Here is a 16266-nt window from a genome sequence, read left to right on the forward strand (position 1 = left end):
CTTAGATCATTTTTTTAAGGTAAACATTGATCTTATCGCCAATGTTGCCTAAAACGCCGCCAGCTGCAATAGGTTTCTTAATGGAACCTTTGAATCCCCCAATTGGAGGGTGTAATCTGAATACTGGCTTCAGATCTTTCACTTCTTTTAATCGAATTTTCCCTTCATGGAGTGCTTTTGCTAAATCACCAATAGATTTATAGACTGTTGAGAATCGGATGTGTTCATCAGTTAAAGGTTTGCTTCCACGTAAAAGTGCTCGCTTGGCTAATAACTTTTTAAGAGATTCTTCGGAAACAGTTCCATAAGCAATATAATCTTTAGCTTTTTGCAACATTCCTCGGGTAGATGCGTCAGTACGTAAGAGAGTGCAACTGTTGACCGAATAAAGATTCATTAAATGAAGGGTGTTTAAAATTTTACGATTCATTCCATGAGCACCTCGAATCCGAATAACACATACGGTTTCTTCTGGTGCTGGTTCTTTTTTAACCTTCTTTGAAACTTTAGCAACATTTTCTTTTTCAGTTTTTACTTTGCTTGACATTTTCATTTACCTCGTAGATTATGCGCTCCAATCTTCCTTAGTCATGACTTTATACATGTTTTCTAAGGCGTTGAAGACTGCTTTAGCCATATTGGATCGGTTTTTGGTATTTCCTTTGGTAATTGTCCAAATATCCGTAATTCCTGCAAGTCGTAAAACGAGCTTTGCAGTATCGGAGCAGGCCAATCCGGTCCCTTTTGGGGCTGGTTTCAAAGTAACTCGTACACTTCCCATTTTTCCAGATGCTTCGAATGGGATTGAATGGTGTCCTCCGCAATTGCATTCCCAACTTCCACAACCCCGTTTGACTGGGATAATGTGTAGTTTAGCTTTTGCAATACCTTTGCGAATTCCAGGGCCTACTTCTTTATTCTTTGAGGAATTAAGTCCTACGAATCCATCTTTGTTTCCTACAACAACTGAACATTTGAATCGAGATTGTTCTCCTGCATCAGTTTGTTTCTGCACCATTTTAATATCGATGACTTCTTCTTTTAGGTTTGGAATAAGTGTGTCAAGAATTTCTTTTTCTTTAATGACATAGTTATTCTTTAAGATTTCGTCAACAGATGTAATTTGGCCCTCCTTCACTAATCGACCGAGTCGAGTTAAAGGTACCCAATCATCCAATGGATTTCTTCTGACAAATGGTTTACGACGCTGACCGCCTCGTCCACCTCGATTGCCACCAGGACCACCTGGACCACGTCGGCCGCCTGAACCGCGTCGGCCACCTTGGTTACTTGAAGTTGATTTGTTTTCTGACATTTATTACACCTTTTTTTCCATTTCGGATTTGACCTTCTTGAACTGGTCGACAATTTTGGTTGGGTCGCCCTTTTTCTTTAGAGTTGCAGAAAAGAGTTTTTTATATTTTTTCGAATCTTCTTTGGACAATGTTGCGGCATAATCTGCAATGTGTTGTCCAGCAATTCGATCTTCAGAGTTCTCACTGAACCATTCTTCACCATGAGGAACTTCAACTCCAGCATCGATAAATCCTTTGAAAGCAGCTTTCATACGATTATCGTGGACTAAAATTCCAACATCTAAGATAGCATCTTCGATACCGGCTTTTTTGGCTCGTAATCCGCAAAGATATCCTGTTAAGTATGCGGATGGGAGGTTGCCTGTATTGTAATACCAGCTAAATTCTTTTTCAAGTTGAGTCGAATGACTTTGTGCGAGTAATTTATCACCTACAACTGCCGATGCCATAACTTGCACAATAGTGTGCTTGTTAGAAGATCGAACAATGAGACGATTTCGTCGGGATAAGACTAATTTTAATCTTCGATGGTAGTTGGTTTTGCCTTCGCGTCTTCTTCGGAAGGGAACCCTATACTTTGGACCGTTTGCCATTTTATTCACCTTAGCTCCTCATAAGTTTGTGTTCATCGATATATCGGTGTAGTGTTGCAACAGAGTTGAATGCCCCACCTTTGGCTTTCAGATATAATTCTCGATAAACGGATACTTCTATTCGTTCAGTAGATCGTAATTTTTTCAATTCACGTCTTAAAGGTCTAATCTTGTTAATCCAGTTTCGTTTTGGATCAGATCGAGCAGATTTTAACCCTTTTCGACTTCCATATCCACGAGCACGTCCTTTTTGTTTCTTCTTTAATTGTTCGTTGGCTCGTCCTCGGGACACACCTTTTTTGTATCGTTTAGTAATGATTTTATTTTTAATTAAATTACGAATGTCTTCACGAGTGATGGCCATTAAAACATCTTCCATAGCATCAGGATGAACATATACCCGATGTACTCCACATTTTAAGACTTCAGCCGCGAGTCGTTTTTGAGCGTTAATATTCATTGTAATTTAACCTCCAATTATTCCGAGACCTCTTCTGAGTCTTCGGTTTCTTCTTCCTCAGAAGGTTTCTTTTCTTTTAATTTTTTGATTTGATCGCGCTTAGATTTTGGTTGGGATTCTGATTCTTCGTCTTCCATTTCTTCGTCAGTTTCTTCTTCCTCTTCAACGTCTTCTAAGTCTAACATTTCGTCTTTTCCAAGACCGCTGTTTAATACTCGAAATCCTTGTTCACGAGCAATTTCTACAATATTTAATTTCTTTCGTGCACCAAGTCGTGCAGCAATTCGGATTGCATGGAATTTTGGATCAAGGGTTTCTAATTCTTTGACGTGCATTACTAAAATATCTTCTAATCCGGATGGATGTAATCCTCGTATATTTTTTGGAGATCCGAAACCAGGTTCAGGTGAAACGACCCCATTTTTAGTCTTACGTCGGGTTTTGTTATCAATACCTCGTTGTTTTCTCCATCCACTTTTTGAGAGTTTTTTGTATCGCCAAGATTCGAATCGAGCAAAGCTTGGGCGTTGTTTCTTTTTAGTAGTGCGAACTCGTAATAATCTGTTTTTTTCTTTTAAGTTCATTTTCATTTTCACCTATGAGTCTATTTGATTGTCCAAAATTGTGTTTCTCCGAGAGATTTTTCGAAGACATAAACTCCATCTTTGAAGACTCGTTTATCTTTGTCTTTGATCTTGCACAACTTTTGAATGTTGGCACAGGTTTGGCCAACGGCTTCTTTGTCAACACCGGATACAATAACTTCTTCCTTATTGGCTTTTACAACTACATCACCAATAGTATGAGTCGTTCGAGGTGCTCGTTCTCCAATGAAATTTTTAATGAGAATTGCTGTTTTTCCTTTTTTAGGTGGTTCTACGGTAATTGGAAAGTGAGAATATACAATTTTCATTTTATAAACATAACCTTCTTGCACTCCTTTGAACATATTGAGTACATGGTTTTGTAATGTTCCTACCAGCGCGATTTGGCGCTTGCGTGGAAAATCAGCATGGAAATAAAGCATATTGCCGATGTGTGTAATTTGGACTGCTTTTGCATGTGCAAAATCTCTTACAATGGTGCCTTTTTTTCCTTTAACGGTGACTTTTTTATCATCCGATAAAGTTAGAGTGACATCGCTAGGGATTTCGACTTCAGTATCTGTACTTACTAATTTAACCATTTTACATCAACATTCCTTAATATACATAAGCAAGTAATCGGCCACCCACATGTTGTTTCTTAGCTTCGATATGAGACATTACACCTTTGCTGGTAGAAAGTAAGATCATTCCGAAATCTACAGCAGGTAAGTAATTTTTCTCTTCCGCTTCAATGTGTTTAGCTTTGATTGCTTTTCGGGGTTTTATAACCCCAATTTTATTTATTCGACCAAGTAATTCAACTTTGAATTTACCTTGTCTTCCGTCATTAATGCTTTCATATTCTGCAATATATCCGTTTGCTTGTAAAATCCGTAATACGGTTCCAATCAATTTTGATCGGGGGTGGATAAGCACGGTACTCTTACAGACGGTTTCGGCATTTTTGATAATGCTACAAGCATCTGCTAATGGATCTAATAGTGTCATTTTTTGTAGCCTCCTAGAAATATTTTTTAAAGCCCATTGGCCCAGCTACTTCTCTAAAGCAGCGTCGGCAGACATTGATTCCATAAGCGCGGATTAATCCCCGATGGCTTCCACATCGTCTGCATGCACGTGAGCCTTTTCCTTTTTGAGATAAAGTTAATGTTCGTTTTTCTGCCATGATATATCACCTAATAATAACGTTCCTCCATTTTTTCTACTACTTCAGCACCCACAACGGTTTGCATAAAGAATTGTGCTTCGGCTTTGGTGAGATAATGGTTTCGGCCAATTTTGCGTCTAAATTTCTTTCGAGATCGAATGCGAAATCCTGGGCGAACTAATCGAACAGATACGTTAAATCCGAAAATTCCAAGTTCGGGATCATACTTAACTCCTGGAACTTTGATATGTTCATCCACTCCCCATGAAACAGATCCACGGTTGTCGAATGCACGAGCTAAAATTCGGTTGTCTGTTGGAACTAAGGTTCGTTTTATGATATCTAGTGCAACATCTCCTCGTAAGGTTACTTTGGTTGCGATGGATTGAGTTTTTCGGACTCCCCATTCTTTTACATTTTTCTTAGCTTTAAGAATGACTGGTTGAGTTCCGGTTAAATCTTCCAATACTTTGGAGGCTTTCACTAATTCTTCTCCTGCTTGACCGACACCGATGTTTACAACAACTTTATCGATGAAAGGCATTTGCATTGGATGTTTCCATTTTGTTTTAAAATCTGACTCTTCTGGGTTTGCCATTTTATTTAACCTCTTACTCCATTGGTAAATCAATGCTGGATGATTCAGTGCCAATTACGAAGGCATAATCATATGCAGTACTGATTGTTTCTCCTGATTTAGATTCGATTTCTGCAATAGATGCATTAACACCGAATCTGGTGGTTAATTTTGAAATTTGTCCGGCTACTCCGATGTTTTTTCCTGCTTCGATGATTGCTTGATTACCTTCCTTTAAGGGGTAATAATCAAGTATTTCCTGTTCAGGAATTGAAATTTTTACAGAACCACGAGTTTGGTATTTAGAAATTTCTTCCGGTTTAACCACAATATTTCGTCCATCATGAAGGTGTAATTGGAAATCTCCACCTTTAATATTTGAAATATCTTTCACTTTGCATAATTTAAATTTGCTTTCATCTTGGGTAATTTCAGAGACTATTAAACCATGTTTATGCGAAGGCAAAACACGATAAGTCTTTGAAATTTCTGGAATTTCAATAACATCCATCATTCCGATTGGAAGACGGTGATCGTGTTTTACTTTTCCATCTACTAATACTTTATTAGCATTTAAGATGAATTTCGATTCACGGATATTGGTGGTCAATTTTAATAAGTCTCGGAGAACATGGCCTAATGGTAAGCAAAAATTCTTTGAGTGTGCTCCAGGGCGTGGATTAATAAAGAATGCTCCTGCTGAGCGTTCCTTACGTGCAATCTGTAAATGGCCTGGAGTTGCTAATCGTTTTTGATGTCGTTTATTTCCTTTGGATCCCATATTATTTGCCTCCTTTCACTTTCTTTGGTCCGGTTGGGAGTATTTCTTCTAATTTTTCTTTACGTCCAATCATTCGGTCTTCGCGCCAAGCGTCAATTTTCTTTTTCGCTTTTTTAGTTTCAAATTTGGTTAAAATTAGTTTTGAAATTGCTACTGGAACAAAATAGTTGGAGCCATCGCGTTTTTGTAAAGTTGCTTCTTCGATGGTTACTCGTCGTTTTCTTTTATCTAAGGATAAAATACTTCCTTCAATTCCTTCAAATTCTCCGGATACAATACGAACGGAATCTCCGATTCGTAAAGGCATTCGTTTCACCCCATATTGGGCTTGTAATGGTTCATCTAAAGGAATGGTAAAGACTTTACTCACTTGATGATTTTTAATATTTCGCAATGCATATCTTTGCTTGACTGGCTTTTTTGATTTAATTCGCATAATATTCACCTTATATGATCAAACTAGCAATATTGCTTAAACGAGGCCACAGATCTGCAGCTTCTCGAGCGATTGGGCCCGATACGCGGGATCCTTTTGGATCGCCATCATCGGCAACTATACAGCATGCATTATCTTCGAAGGAAATTCGGGACCCATCGAGTCTTCGGATTTCTTTTTTCTGTCGAACAATGACTGCTTTTAAGATTTTCTTTCGTAAATCTGGATTACCTTTCTTTATGGACACAATAACTAAATCTCCAACACATGCTTTTGGGTATCGATTCAATCGTCCGTGGTATCCTTTGACTGCTATGATTTTTGCAAGTTTTGCTCCAGAGTTATCTGCCACAGTTAAGATGGTAGATGTTTGTAAGGACTTAGTAATTCGTGTTCTGAAAACACTTGAAGTTTTTGCCCCTGAACGTCGTCCGCCCATATTATTTCTCCTCCGAAACTTTGTCAATTACAATAAAATTGACTGTTTTGCTAATCTTTTTCGATTCTGCAATTTTCACCGTATCTCCTACTTCTACTTCAATACATTTTGGAAGATGGGCTGCAATTTTAGAACTTCTTCGTTCATAACGTTGATACTTTTTAATATAAAAAGTGAAATCACGTTGCACAACAACTGTCGAGTTCATTTTAGTAGAAATAACTACTCCTGAAAGAATTCGACCCCGCAATTTGATATTTCCATGATAAGGACAGTTAGCGTCCTCACATTCTTTGGTGGGTGCGGTTACCCCGGGAATTCCGATATTTTTAACGGTATTACTCAATGTAATTTTCTCCGATGTTTTTTTCTAATAAGTTTAATTCTGTTTTCTGGGTTTCCCACAATTTTATCCCCATCATATTGGATGAGTTTTTTAATTCCATTGGATTGGGGGAGCCAGCAACGAAAAATATATTGGTTTTTAATATATGTTTTTGTTGAGGATGAATCTTGGATGACAAGTGTAAATTTTGTTTCATCAATAACGTTGCCCAATAAGCGGAAGTCCGCCCAAGTTGTGTTATATTTGTGTTTTCCATACAAGTTCAATCCTATTTGGTCGAGATATACAAAAATTTCAGGTCTAAATCTCTTTGAGTTCATTTTGAACAGTCAATATCCGGGCAACTGCACGTTTAATCTGTCGAATTTTGGTGGGGTCAGTTAAAGTTCCACCCATAGCGTTTGAGCTATGAAGTTTGAAAAGTTCATTACGCAAATCTGATAATTTCTTTTCACGTTCAATGGCGCTCATGTTTCGAATTTCATCAATTTTTACTTTCATTTGATTTCACCTATTGATTAATTTTCTTCTTCCTCTTCTTTCTTCACTTCATCATCGTCATTTGAGAGAACAGTTGCTTCTTCTGCATCATCGGTATCGTCGAATAATTCATCTTCCTCTTCTTCATCAGGAATTTCCTCTTCAACAATTTCATCTTTATTGTAGAATTCATCAACTGGTTTGACTTCTTTTTTCTCTTCTTCTTTGCGATCAAAGATACCTTCAATGATTTTAACCTCATCAGGCATTTGATAAGAGATAGGCATTATTTTGACACGAATTCCGAGAACTCCAGATTTCATGGTTAAGTGAGTAACTCCGGCATCAACACCTTCATCAGCAGGGGTTCCACATTTGGAAATAACGCCTGCTCGGAATACTTGATGTCGAGCCCGTTGGGAAGTAACTTTACCACTGATATGCACTTCTACACCTCGAGCACCAGCTTTAATAATTCTGCGGAGGATCGAATAAGTTGCACGTCGATAGTTTTGTCCTTTTTGGATTGCAAAAGCAATTCGTTCGGCTTGAATCTGAGGATTTAATTCGGGGACTTCTACGGTTTCAACATCAATAGTAGGAACATTAATGTTGAATTTATCTTTGACTGCTTCCGTTAATTCTTTCACCCGTGCTCCCCGTCGTCCAATAACAATACCTGGGCGAGAAGTTCTGATGGTGATTCGAGTTCCCATAGGAGTTTTTTGAAGTTCGCAACCGGCATATCCTGAATTATCTAACTCGGTTCCTAAGAATTCTTCAATTAATGTTTGTTGAATTCCGCGGTTAATAAAATGTTTTTTTACTGGCATATTTATCACATTTCGGTTAATACAATTTCAATATGGCAGAGAGTCTTAAAATAGGGGGTGCTTCTACCATGTGCACGTTCAATGTATCGTTTTACTTTACGTCCTTGCATGACTGCAGAGTGTGTAATTTTCAATCGATCTGGATCAAGACCTTTGTATTCGGCATTGCTCTCAGCATTAGCTAGAACTTCATACACGAGTCGGGCAGATTTTTCAGGGAAACGACCAGAAGCAAATTTATGTTCTTGCATTCCATGTCGATGACCAACTTTCTTGTTATGTCGTCGAAATGGAACTGGAGTTTTAATCATAATTACTCCTTCTAAGAAGTTTTTGGCTTTTTCTAAGCCCATTCCTTTAATTGTATTGCACACTTCTCTAGTATTTTTAACGCTGACCCTTAAATCTCTGCCAGATGCAATTGCAGTTTTATCTGGGTCAAGACCTTGGACACTCATTTTCCAATTTGGCATTTTTTGTTCGTCCTGTTAATTTATGGAAGGTCGGAATCTTGTCGTTAGCGACAATCATTTTCCACTCAATTTTTATTAATGAGCTGATAATGGTGGATATAAAGAATATCCTCACAGGGTAGTGTGAATATGGTACCAGATATTCGTCGTCATCAGAGACTCCGATACGGGGCATATCCACGCCCGGTTTTTTCCATTCCCCGGCGCATCAATAAGAACCGAAAACTTGATCTTTTGATCAAGTGTTAGGAAACACAAACTTCCGTAATTAATTAATTTTTCGATTGGAGGGGAGAAAAGGTGAAATTTATATACGAAGCTGTCCCCCCCTTAGGCAAAATTTCTCCTTGGGAAGAAAACTTTTTGTTTTGTAAGGAGAAAAAAAACCAAAGCAAATAAAATAATAGACTGCCAATTTAGGTACATGAATAATTTTACACTCCGGTCGAAATCACTTCCCCGTATATTATTAATCATTTTCTTTGGATTATTAATCTTTTCTTCATTTACAACTGTGAACTCCACATTTTCAAAGGGGGACTCCATTGTATGGGCGACTGGCGAACGAAAAGCCACAACGGGCTATATTAAGGCAACTTACAATTCCATTTCCAACAGCTCAAACTTGCTCATTGATTTTCAAGAATTTGATTTTTATGGAGATCCAAAAGAAAACATTACTGAAAATGTTCCTATGCCAAATTTTTGGGTGACGGTCGAAAATGTCACCTCCTATGGGGAAAATAGTTATGAAAAGGCGTCAACTACTATATTAGATGAAGAGATCGACTGTGTAATAATCGAACGGGCCAATGGGGAAATTGTGACTTCCTATTATTATGATTTAGCCTCGGGGGTTATGGTGTATGCCAGCGGAACTGACGATAGTTTTATACGACTAATATCGTGGACTGATATCGATATCAAAGCATATGCAGATGAAACCAACAAAGGAATTCCTGGATATGGGTTATTTTTGCTTGGAAGTGTGAGTCTCATTACATTAGCAATTAAAACCAAGAAAATAAGCTTGAAATAAGTTCATTTTTCCCTTTCCTTCTCGATTTAATCTAGCGTTCAAAATCATATATTTCCTCTAATCAACCTTTTTTTACTAATTCTCGTTTCAACCATAGAAATTCTTAGAATTGTTCTAGGGTCTCAAGAATTTTGATATAAATATGTTTTTCGGGTAAAAGTGCAATTTCTTTGAAGGATAATAATTTTAACCATTCTTTTATAATCTCATGCCCTAGAAAATAGCCCGTTTGTGATTTTCCCTCAATATTGAACCATGATCCAAAAAAATTCTTTGATGTCTGGGCCTCATTCAGTCGATACTCTTGAAGAAATTTTTGGGCTAAGATATGCTTGTGTTGATAACACCACTCTACCCAATTATCTTGTCCTTCTTGCATGTGCCAGTCATTATATCCCATAATTTGGTGCTCGGCCCACATTGCCATCCCTTCTTCATAAATTGAAAAAAGAAGATCATCATTATGAAATTTAAAATCCTTACAACCTCGTTCCTTCAAATGAATGAGATGCCCAACCTCATGGGCAACTAATGCTTTCAAGCGTTCTTCTGATGTCCATCCACATTGGAGGATATTCTCTAGTCCCAACAAAACTGCTGCTTCATTGATGAACGATGTTGCCCACCCCGCCCCCATCCCAATCCCGACATAAATCACGTAATTTATCGGGAATTCGATTTGGAAAAGTTCTTGGCATTTCATATGGATGGTTGGAATGATTTCTTGAATTTGCTTTCCAATTTTTGTAAAAGAAGTGGCATTTTTCTGTAGATCGGAAAAAACATAATTTTTAACAATAGATTTCCATTCATAACCATCAACCTCATATTCGTGAACCAACTTTCTTCTTAAATTTAAGTGATTTTTCATGAATATCGAATACCATGCGTCCATATATTCCTCATCAGTCAAATTGGAAGCCATTTGCCAAAACTGATCAAAATGAGTATAAACATCGATAATTTGGAATGATTTTTTCATTGTAAAAAAACTCACTGCATGATAAATTAAATGGAATAATATCAGAAAAATGGAATGTAGAAAAGATAGAGAGAAAAAAAAATTATTTTAATGGTACGAACTGACTGGATCGAGTGGCTCCAACCCCAGGGTTTCCATGGGAAACCTTTTTACAGGTTGGGCTGTATTCACCAAGGTAATGTCCAATGTGTTCTGGAGAGATTTTCACAGGAATGAATTCTAACCCATTGTGGACACCAATTGTTAATCCAATAAATTCTGGGAAGATTACCATATCACGATTGTGAGTTCTGACAGTAATTTCACGCCCATCTTTCAAAGCTTTACTGGCTTTTTTTAATTTTTTAAGTAATTTCTTTTGTCGTCGTGGCATTCCTCGTTTAAGGGTGCGTCGTTGACGGGAAGGAATTAAATCTAAAAATTGTTTCATACTCATTTTTTTGAGTTCTTCGAGGTCTTTTCCCCGATATAGGAATTTTCTTCGTGATTCCGACATGTTAATTCACTTATCATCGTAGATGATATAATGAGATCCGAAGTCTTCCATAAATTAAAAAATTTATTGTTTTTTACGTTTTAGCGCACTTCATGGCATTTAAACCTAGGTATTTCTAAAAAGTGAAAAAATCACTCTGATTGGAGAGCTGAAATTTGAGAGAAAAACTTTTGGAAGATGGTTACCGCGTCACGCTCTTCGAGCTTAGTGAGTTCTTGCATTGCTATTGTGGAAAGTTTTTGGAGTTCAGAAATGGCGTTCATCAATGATAGATCCACGAATGTCTTATGGGTGCGTACTATTGCCTCGGGATGAGAAAGGCTTCCCTCTAATTCCTCAAAGGTTGTTTGAATCCAAGCTAAAAGCTGGTCATCGGGTCGATCCGGTTCAAAACTTTGGTCAATGATCCACAGCATTTTTTCTTGAAGTTGATCGATGAAATCCTTAGCTGTGATATTGGCTTCAAATTTAATTTTGTCAGCGGCTCGTAATCCTGCAAATCGCATTAATTCTTCCCATTGATGAGCAAAAACTCGAATGTAAGGATATAAAATGCTATTTAATTCCGTTGACATTCTCCCATGGAATTCTTTTTTAGGTGCATCCCAATATTTTTGGGATATGTTCATGATCGATGAATTGTCGATAAATCTTAATCTTGATTTTCCAAAAACACCATCTGGGAATGCAATTAAAGGTAATATCGAGGCTCCTGTCTTTTTATGGAGGCTGATATAACTTTGAGGGGTGTGAATTAAGTAAGGGTATTTTCCATGGATAACTGGGGCTCGAAGTTGCTTTGTTGAGCTATAATCATGATAAACCGTTAAGGCATAATTTCGTTCTAAATCACGTTTTAACAAGGGGGCAATTTTTGAATAAGATGTACTGGCATAAATATTCAAGTTATTGAAATGAGCCCGATTATTATTCTCCCACATTGGTAGATTTTTAATGCTTGCGGTCACAGACATTTTATACCTTTTTGGATGTAAAAATAATTGAGGTGAATGAAATTGTTCCCCTATATGTAGGATAGGAACGATTACACCTTTGCCTTTGGCTAATTCCCGATCGAGTAGATCATATCTTTCATATCTATGTAATGATACTTGTTCTCCTGGTTGGAAATCACACGTTTGCGGTAAACGAAAAAGAACATCTAATAAGAGCATTCCCATGTATTTTCCATTAGCAACACTCACTTTTTTAATCCATTTTTGCGGTTTTTCTGGGTAAAGTGCTCTGATACTCGCTTGCATACGTCGCTGCACTTTTTTGGACCTCCCAAAAAATAGCTGTCCAAAAAGGTGTCCCCATCCATTAAGGGCGCTGTGAGGAAATATCTTGGTAAACCGATATACTCGAGATTGATCAATAAATTTAATAACTTTAAACAAAAATCCCATTGAATCTCCCCAACTTTGGTCATCTTTCTTATTTCTCAGATTCGTTTTTGCATCTTTCGAATATTTTTCCGATTTTTTACGCAAGTGGGCTTGATCTGCAAGATATAGGTAGGCCATAGGTAGAATAGCTTTAGAGTTTTTAAAAACCATTTCATTTTCTTTTTTGAATTTAGCAAAAAATGGATTAGACATAAAATTATGAACAAAATTGGAAAATTAGTTATGAGATAATTTTAAAACTTGGAAACGTTTTTACCAATGTAGCCACATAATCGTACTGATTAAAAATGAAGATAAAAAAGCTTTACAAGATTTTGACTTTTTCACTTGTAATTATTACTTTTTCATCTTCATATTTAACTCCAGATAGTTCTTCTGAAATTATAATCTCATCACAAGATAATTTGAAAATAATTGTGTCTGATCAACAAGTCCCTGCTATTATGGGGATTATCGATGATTTTTTGGCAGATCCACTCGGTTCTGGTGTGGATAGTATCGAAGTAATTGCTTCTGGGACTCGAGCAGAAGATCAGCATTCTTATTTAGTGGAGCAGATGCTACTAAAGTCAAACGAATTTGATGTCATAGGGCTTGATACCATTTGGCTTGCACAATTTGCAGAAAATGGATGGGTTGAAGCACTTGATTCTCGCTTAGAATCTAATGAATTAAGTAACTTTGCAGATGGCTTGGTAAAATCTTGCAAGTATAATGGAAAAACATATGCATATCCTTACTTTATGAATTTAGGAATATTGTATTATCGAAAGGATTTAATAAAAGCATACAATTTTACTGAAAATGATTTTAATACTTGGGCAGAATTGAATACAACAGCAAATCACATTTTAAAAAATGAAAACTTCGCATCGAGAAATCCAAATTTAGTTGGATTTATTAGTCAATTTGATACTTACGAAGGGGCAGTAGTTAATTTCTTTGAATGGGCAGCTAGTTTTGGAGCTACGGGTATTATTAATTCTAATGGGGATGTAAATATTATTAATTCTGGTGTTGAAGATGCTATGACCTTTTTGCAAGAACTAACTTCACAAGAAGGGGTTGATGTTCAACTAAATTCTAATATAATTCCATATGAGTGCATAAACATGGATGAAAGTTTATCTATGGAAAAATGGCTTGCTGGGGAAGCTATTTTCATGAGACAATGGACATTCGCCTACACCAGTTCAATAAATTACAACATCAGTTTTGGAGTTCTTCCACTTCCAACTGCTACAGATTCTCCAGACGAAAAATCCTCTTGTGTTGGGGGGTCTGTTTTGGCAATACCGGCATTTAGCCAAAATAAAGCTGCTGCTTGGAATTTAATAAAATTTCTTGGAAAAAAACTGGCACAAGAATTTGAACTTACAAATGCTTCAAATTTTCCTGCATTAAAATCTGTGTATGATAATCCGCCATCAAATTATGAATGGATCCAAAATTGGAAAGAACAACTTGGCAAAACTATTACTAGGCCTGTTCATCCTAAATATTCCTTAATTTCATCGGTCATAGCACAAAACATGAATGATTTATTAAGCTTCAGGAAAGATGTTAACACTGCACTAACTGATATGAATGAAGAAATTACTCGTATAATTGATGAAAAAGAGAATAAAAATTTGACCGTTTTCATCATCCTTGCAACAACCATAGCAACAAGTGCGCTATCTCTATTTATTCTATCATATATTAGAAGATCAATACAAAGGAAGATAAATACTAACAAAAAGGTGGTTTAAATTTATGTGGAAAAGGAGAAGAGATATGATAAAGAGATATAAGAAAAGAATTATAATAATTTCAATAATCATATTATCAGTCATTTCTACGCTCATCATTGCTAGTTTAATCTCTTCTCTAACACCAACTTCTGAAGAAAACCTCGAAATTCTTGTTGGGCAATATGATAATCCTCCAAAGATTTTTGAGGATGATAATGGTAAGGTAGTTGGATTATTTCCTGATCTTTTAGAATATGTTGCGGAAAAAGAAGGTTGGACAATTAAGTATCTGAAAGGTAGTTGGACCGAATGCTTAGAGAGATTGGAAAGAAAAGATATAGATATTATGGTTGATGTTGCATATTCTGATTCAAGAGCTGAAATATATGATTTCAACAATATTGAAATATTTACAAATTGGGGTGTGGTATACGGAAAAGAAGGTTCTCATATAGAGTCTCTCAAAGATCTCGAAAAAAAAAAAGTTGCGGTTATGAAAGGAAGCATTCACACGGATGGCGAAGATGGAATTAAAAATGTTACACAGAAGTTGGGTATCAATTGCACTTTCATAGAATTAGAGAATTATGATCTTGTTTTTGAAATGTTAAGCGAAGGTGGAGCGGATGCGGGAATTGTTAATAGATTATTTGGAATATCAAAAGAAAGTGAATACAATATTAAAAGAACTGCAATTATTTTCAACCCTAGAAAACTTATGTTTGCTTTTCCAAAGGGTGAAAATAAGAGTGATATTCTTATCTCAAAAATTGATGAACATCTGCTTTTATTAAAGGAGGATTCTGATTCTTTCTATTTTAAGGTGATTGATAAGTATATTTATAATCAAGTATATTTGAATATTCCAGGCTGGATAATACCTACCTTAATTAGTTCTATTGGTTTGTTAGTCACATTCGCTTCTGCAAGTTTATTGTTAAAAAAGGCTGTTGATAAAAGAACAGATCAGTTGCAACATGCACATGACAATCTAGAACGACGTGTTACAAAACGAACAGAAGAATTAAATGAAGCGAACATTAGATTGAAAGAATTGGATAGATTGAAAAGTATGTTTTTAGCAAGTATGAGCCATGAATTGCGAACTCCTCTAAACTCTATCATCGGTTTTTCTGGTTGGCTCTTGATGGATATGGAAGGTGAATTAAATGAAGAGCAACGAACACAACTTGGTATGGTAAAACAAAGTGCAAATCATCTTTTAGAATTAATAAATGATATATTAGACATATCAAAAATAGAAGCTGGTAAAGTAGATCTAGAAATTGAAGCATTTGATCTCTCTGTAGTTTTGAACACTCAATTGGATTCAGTTTTACCATTAATAAGAGAAAAAGAATTAGAAATAATGCGTGAAATTCCAGAGAATTTGATTATTAGGTGTGATAAACGTCGGATTAAACAAATATTTGTGAACCTTCTTGCTAATGCCATTAAATTCACGGATCATGGATTTATCAAAGTTGCTGTAAAACCATTGAATAAAACACATTTGAAAATATCTGTCTTGGATAGTGGAATCGGAATGTTAACCAGTGATATTCATAAGCTTTTCATACCATTTCAACAGATCGATATGTCTTCAACTAAGAAACATGAAGGTACTGGATTGGGTTTATATCTGTGCAAGAAATTGCTAAACTTACTTCATGGGGAAATTTTCGTTACAAGCAATTTTGGTCAAGGCAGTGAATTCACATTCACTATACCTTTGAATTATGAAGAAGAGGTTAAAAAATGAAAAAAGTTCTTGTAATAGAAGATAATGAAACAAATCTCTATTTAATGCGCACTATTCTAAAAAAATATGGATGTCATGTGATTGAAGCACAAGATGGTTATAGTGGAGTAGAACTTGCAGTCGCTGAAAGCCCTGATCTAATCTTGATGGATATTCAATTACCAATATTAGATGGATATGGAGCTACAAAGAAGATTCGGTCAATAGAAAAAACAAAAAACATCCCAATTATTGCAATAACATCATACGCTATGGTTGGAGATAAAGAAAAAACATTAAGAGCAGGTTGCAATGTATATATTGAAAAACCAATTGATCCAAAATCATTTATTGAAGAATTAAAAAAATTTTTATAA

24 protein-coding genes and 1 pseudogene are annotated in these 16266 nt (G+C 36.1%); 4 read left to right on the forward strand and 21 right to left on the reverse strand.

What is annotated here, in order from left to right:
• Nucleotide 1: 1 nt before the first annotated feature.
• The 18 genes and pseudogenes from NEF87_RS17750 to NEF87_RS17835 form a co-directional block, all read right to left on the reverse strand.
• The gene (locus NEF87_RS17750; RefSeq protein ID WP_371802782.1) at nucleotides 2-547 is read right to left on the reverse strand and encodes a 50S ribosomal protein L30; all 546 of its coding nucleotides are present in this window, start codon (nucleotides 545-547) and stop codon (nucleotides 2-4) included.
• 18 nt (nucleotides 548-565) lie between these two features.
• Nucleotides 566-1315 carry a 30S ribosomal protein S5 gene (locus NEF87_RS17755; protein WP_371802783.1) on the reverse strand — a complete coding sequence of 250 codons (750 nt, stop codon included), beginning with the start codon at nucleotides 1313-1315 and terminating at the stop codon, nucleotides 566-568.
• 3 nt (nucleotides 1316-1318) lie between these two features.
• Nucleotides 1319-1909, reverse strand: a complete 591-nt coding sequence (locus tag NEF87_RS17760) for a 50S ribosomal protein L18 (protein ID WP_371802784.1) — start codon at nucleotides 1907-1909, stop codon at nucleotides 1319-1321.
• A 10-nt stretch (nucleotides 1910-1919) separates the two neighbouring features.
• Entirely contained in the window at nucleotides 1920-2369 is a 450-nt protein-coding gene (locus NEF87_RS17765) for a 50S ribosomal protein L19e (protein WP_371802785.1), read from the reverse strand.
• Nucleotides 2370-2575: 206 nt separating this feature from the next.
• A pseudogene (locus NEF87_RS17770) lies at nucleotides 2576-2953 on the reverse strand (50S ribosomal protein L32e); the annotation flags it as partial.
• A gap of 20 nt (nucleotides 2954-2973) precedes the next feature.
• On the reverse strand, nucleotides 2974-3555 hold the full coding sequence (locus NEF87_RS17775) for a 50S ribosomal protein L6 (RefSeq protein ID WP_371802787.1): 582 nt from the start codon (nucleotides 3553-3555) through the stop codon (nucleotides 2974-2976).
• Between the two features lie 16 nt (nucleotides 3556-3571).
• Nucleotides 3572-3964, reverse strand: coding sequence for a 30S ribosomal protein S8 (locus NEF87_RS17780; RefSeq protein ID WP_371802788.1), 393 nt, complete (start codon nucleotides 3962-3964; stop codon nucleotides 3572-3574).
• Between the two features lie 13 nt (nucleotides 3965-3977).
• On the reverse strand, nucleotides 3978-4142 hold the full coding sequence (locus NEF87_RS17785) for a 30S ribosomal protein S14 (protein ID WP_371802789.1): 165 nt from the start codon (nucleotides 4140-4142) through the stop codon (nucleotides 3978-3980).
• Nucleotides 4143-4152: 10 nt separating this feature from the next.
• A complete protein-coding gene (locus NEF87_RS17790; RefSeq protein ID WP_371802790.1) occupies nucleotides 4153-4722 on the reverse strand; it encodes a 50S ribosomal protein L5 in 570 nt (189 codons plus the stop codon).
• Nucleotides 4723-4735: 13 nt separating this feature from the next.
• Entirely contained in the window at nucleotides 4736-5482 is a 747-nt protein-coding gene (locus NEF87_RS17795) for a 30S ribosomal protein S4e (protein ID WP_371802791.1), read from the reverse strand.
• 1 nt (nucleotide 5483) lies between these two features.
• Nucleotides 5484-5918 carry a 50S ribosomal protein L24 gene (gene rplX / locus NEF87_RS17800; RefSeq protein WP_371802792.1) on the reverse strand — a complete coding sequence of 145 codons (435 nt, stop codon included), beginning with the start codon at nucleotides 5916-5918 and terminating at the stop codon, nucleotides 5484-5486.
• Nucleotides 5919-5928: 10 nt separating this feature from the next.
• Entirely contained in the window at nucleotides 5929-6357 is a 429-nt protein-coding gene (locus tag NEF87_RS17805; protein WP_371802793.1) for a 50S ribosomal protein L14, read from the reverse strand.
• Between the two features lies 1 nt (nucleotide 6358).
• Nucleotides 6359-6703, reverse strand: coding sequence for a 30S ribosomal protein S17 (locus tag NEF87_RS17810; protein WP_371802794.1), 345 nt, complete (start codon nucleotides 6701-6703; stop codon nucleotides 6359-6361).
• Nucleotides 6700-7023 carry a ribonuclease P protein subunit gene (locus tag NEF87_RS17815; RefSeq protein ID WP_371802795.1) on the reverse strand — a complete coding sequence of 108 codons (324 nt, stop codon included), beginning with the start codon at nucleotides 7021-7023 and terminating at the stop codon, nucleotides 6700-6702. Before NEF87_RS17815 ends, NEF87_RS17810 begins: the two co-directional genes overlap by 4 nt.
• Complete coding sequence (rpmC, locus tag NEF87_RS17820) at nucleotides 7004-7204, reverse strand: 50S ribosomal protein L29 (protein WP_371802796.1); 201 nt, start codon at nucleotides 7202-7204, stop codon at nucleotides 7004-7006. Before rpmC ends, NEF87_RS17815 begins: the two co-directional genes overlap by 20 nt.
• A gap of 17 nt (nucleotides 7205-7221) precedes the next feature.
• On the reverse strand, nucleotides 7222-8016 hold the full coding sequence (locus tag NEF87_RS17825; protein ID WP_371802797.1) for a 30S ribosomal protein S3: 795 nt from the start codon (nucleotides 8014-8016) through the stop codon (nucleotides 7222-7224).
• Nucleotides 8017-8021: 5 nt separating this feature from the next.
• A complete protein-coding gene (rplV, locus tag NEF87_RS17830) occupies nucleotides 8022-8489 on the reverse strand; it encodes a 50S ribosomal protein L22 (RefSeq protein ID WP_371802798.1) in 468 nt (155 codons plus the stop codon).
• Nucleotides 8455-8664: a hypothetical protein gene (locus NEF87_RS17835; RefSeq protein ID WP_371802799.1), complete on the reverse strand. Its 210-nt coding sequence runs from the start codon at nucleotides 8662-8664 to the stop codon at nucleotides 8455-8457. Before NEF87_RS17835 ends, rplV begins: the two co-directional genes overlap by 35 nt.
• 249 nt (nucleotides 8665-8913) lie before the next feature.
• On the opposite strand from NEF87_RS17835, the gene NEF87_RS17840 reads away from it, so the two are divergent.
• Entirely contained in the window at nucleotides 8914-9528 is a 615-nt protein-coding gene (locus NEF87_RS17840) for a hypothetical protein (RefSeq protein ID WP_457916893.1), read from the forward strand.
• 103 nt (nucleotides 9529-9631) lie between these two features.
• Here the strand turns inward: NEF87_RS17840 and NEF87_RS17845 are convergent, their stop codons facing one another.
• The 3 genes from NEF87_RS17845 to NEF87_RS17855 all read right to left on the reverse strand — a co-directional run bounded on the left by NEF87_RS17845 (nucleotide 9632) and on the right by NEF87_RS17855 (nucleotide 12565).
• Nucleotides 9632-10510 (reverse strand): DUF2268 domain-containing putative Zn-dependent protease, encoded by an 879-nt coding sequence (locus NEF87_RS17845; RefSeq protein ID WP_457916894.1) that lies wholly within the window; start codon nucleotides 10508-10510, stop codon nucleotides 9632-9634.
• Nucleotides 10511-10592: 82 nt separating this feature from the next.
• Nucleotides 10593-11006 carry a 30S ribosomal protein S19 gene (locus tag NEF87_RS17850; RefSeq protein WP_371802802.1) on the reverse strand — a complete coding sequence of 138 codons (414 nt, stop codon included), beginning with the start codon at nucleotides 11004-11006 and terminating at the stop codon, nucleotides 10593-10595.
• A 131-nt stretch (nucleotides 11007-11137) separates the two neighbouring features.
• Nucleotides 11138-12565: a hypothetical protein gene (locus NEF87_RS17855; RefSeq protein WP_457916895.1), complete on the reverse strand. Its 1428-nt coding sequence runs from the start codon at nucleotides 12563-12565 to the stop codon at nucleotides 11138-11140.
• A gap of 137 nt (nucleotides 12566-12702) precedes the next feature.
• Here NEF87_RS17855 and NEF87_RS17860 point away from each other — a divergent pair, with 137 nt between their 5' ends.
• From NEF87_RS17860 to NEF87_RS17870, 3 genes are read left to right on the forward strand one after another with little or no spacing between them, the layout of a single operon-like run.
• The gene (locus tag NEF87_RS17860; protein WP_457916896.1) at nucleotides 12703-14166 is read left to right on the forward strand and encodes an extracellular solute-binding protein; all 1464 of its coding nucleotides are present in this window, start codon (nucleotides 12703-12705) and stop codon (nucleotides 14164-14166) included.
• 25 nt (nucleotides 14167-14191) lie between these two features.
• A complete protein-coding gene (locus tag NEF87_RS17865) occupies nucleotides 14192-15910 on the forward strand; it encodes an ATP-binding protein (protein ID WP_457916897.1) in 1719 nt (572 codons plus the stop codon).
• Nucleotides 15907-16266, forward strand: coding sequence for a response regulator (locus NEF87_RS17870; RefSeq protein ID WP_457916898.1), 360 nt, complete (start codon nucleotides 15907-15909; stop codon nucleotides 16264-16266). The genes NEF87_RS17865 and NEF87_RS17870 overlap by 4 nt, the downstream gene beginning before the upstream one ends.

Source organism: Candidatus Lokiarchaeum ossiferum, from assembly GCA_025839675.1.
Lineage (GTDB): Archaea > Asgardarchaeota > Lokiarchaeia > Sigyniarchaeales > Promethearchaeaceae > Lokiarchaeum > Lokiarchaeum ossiferum.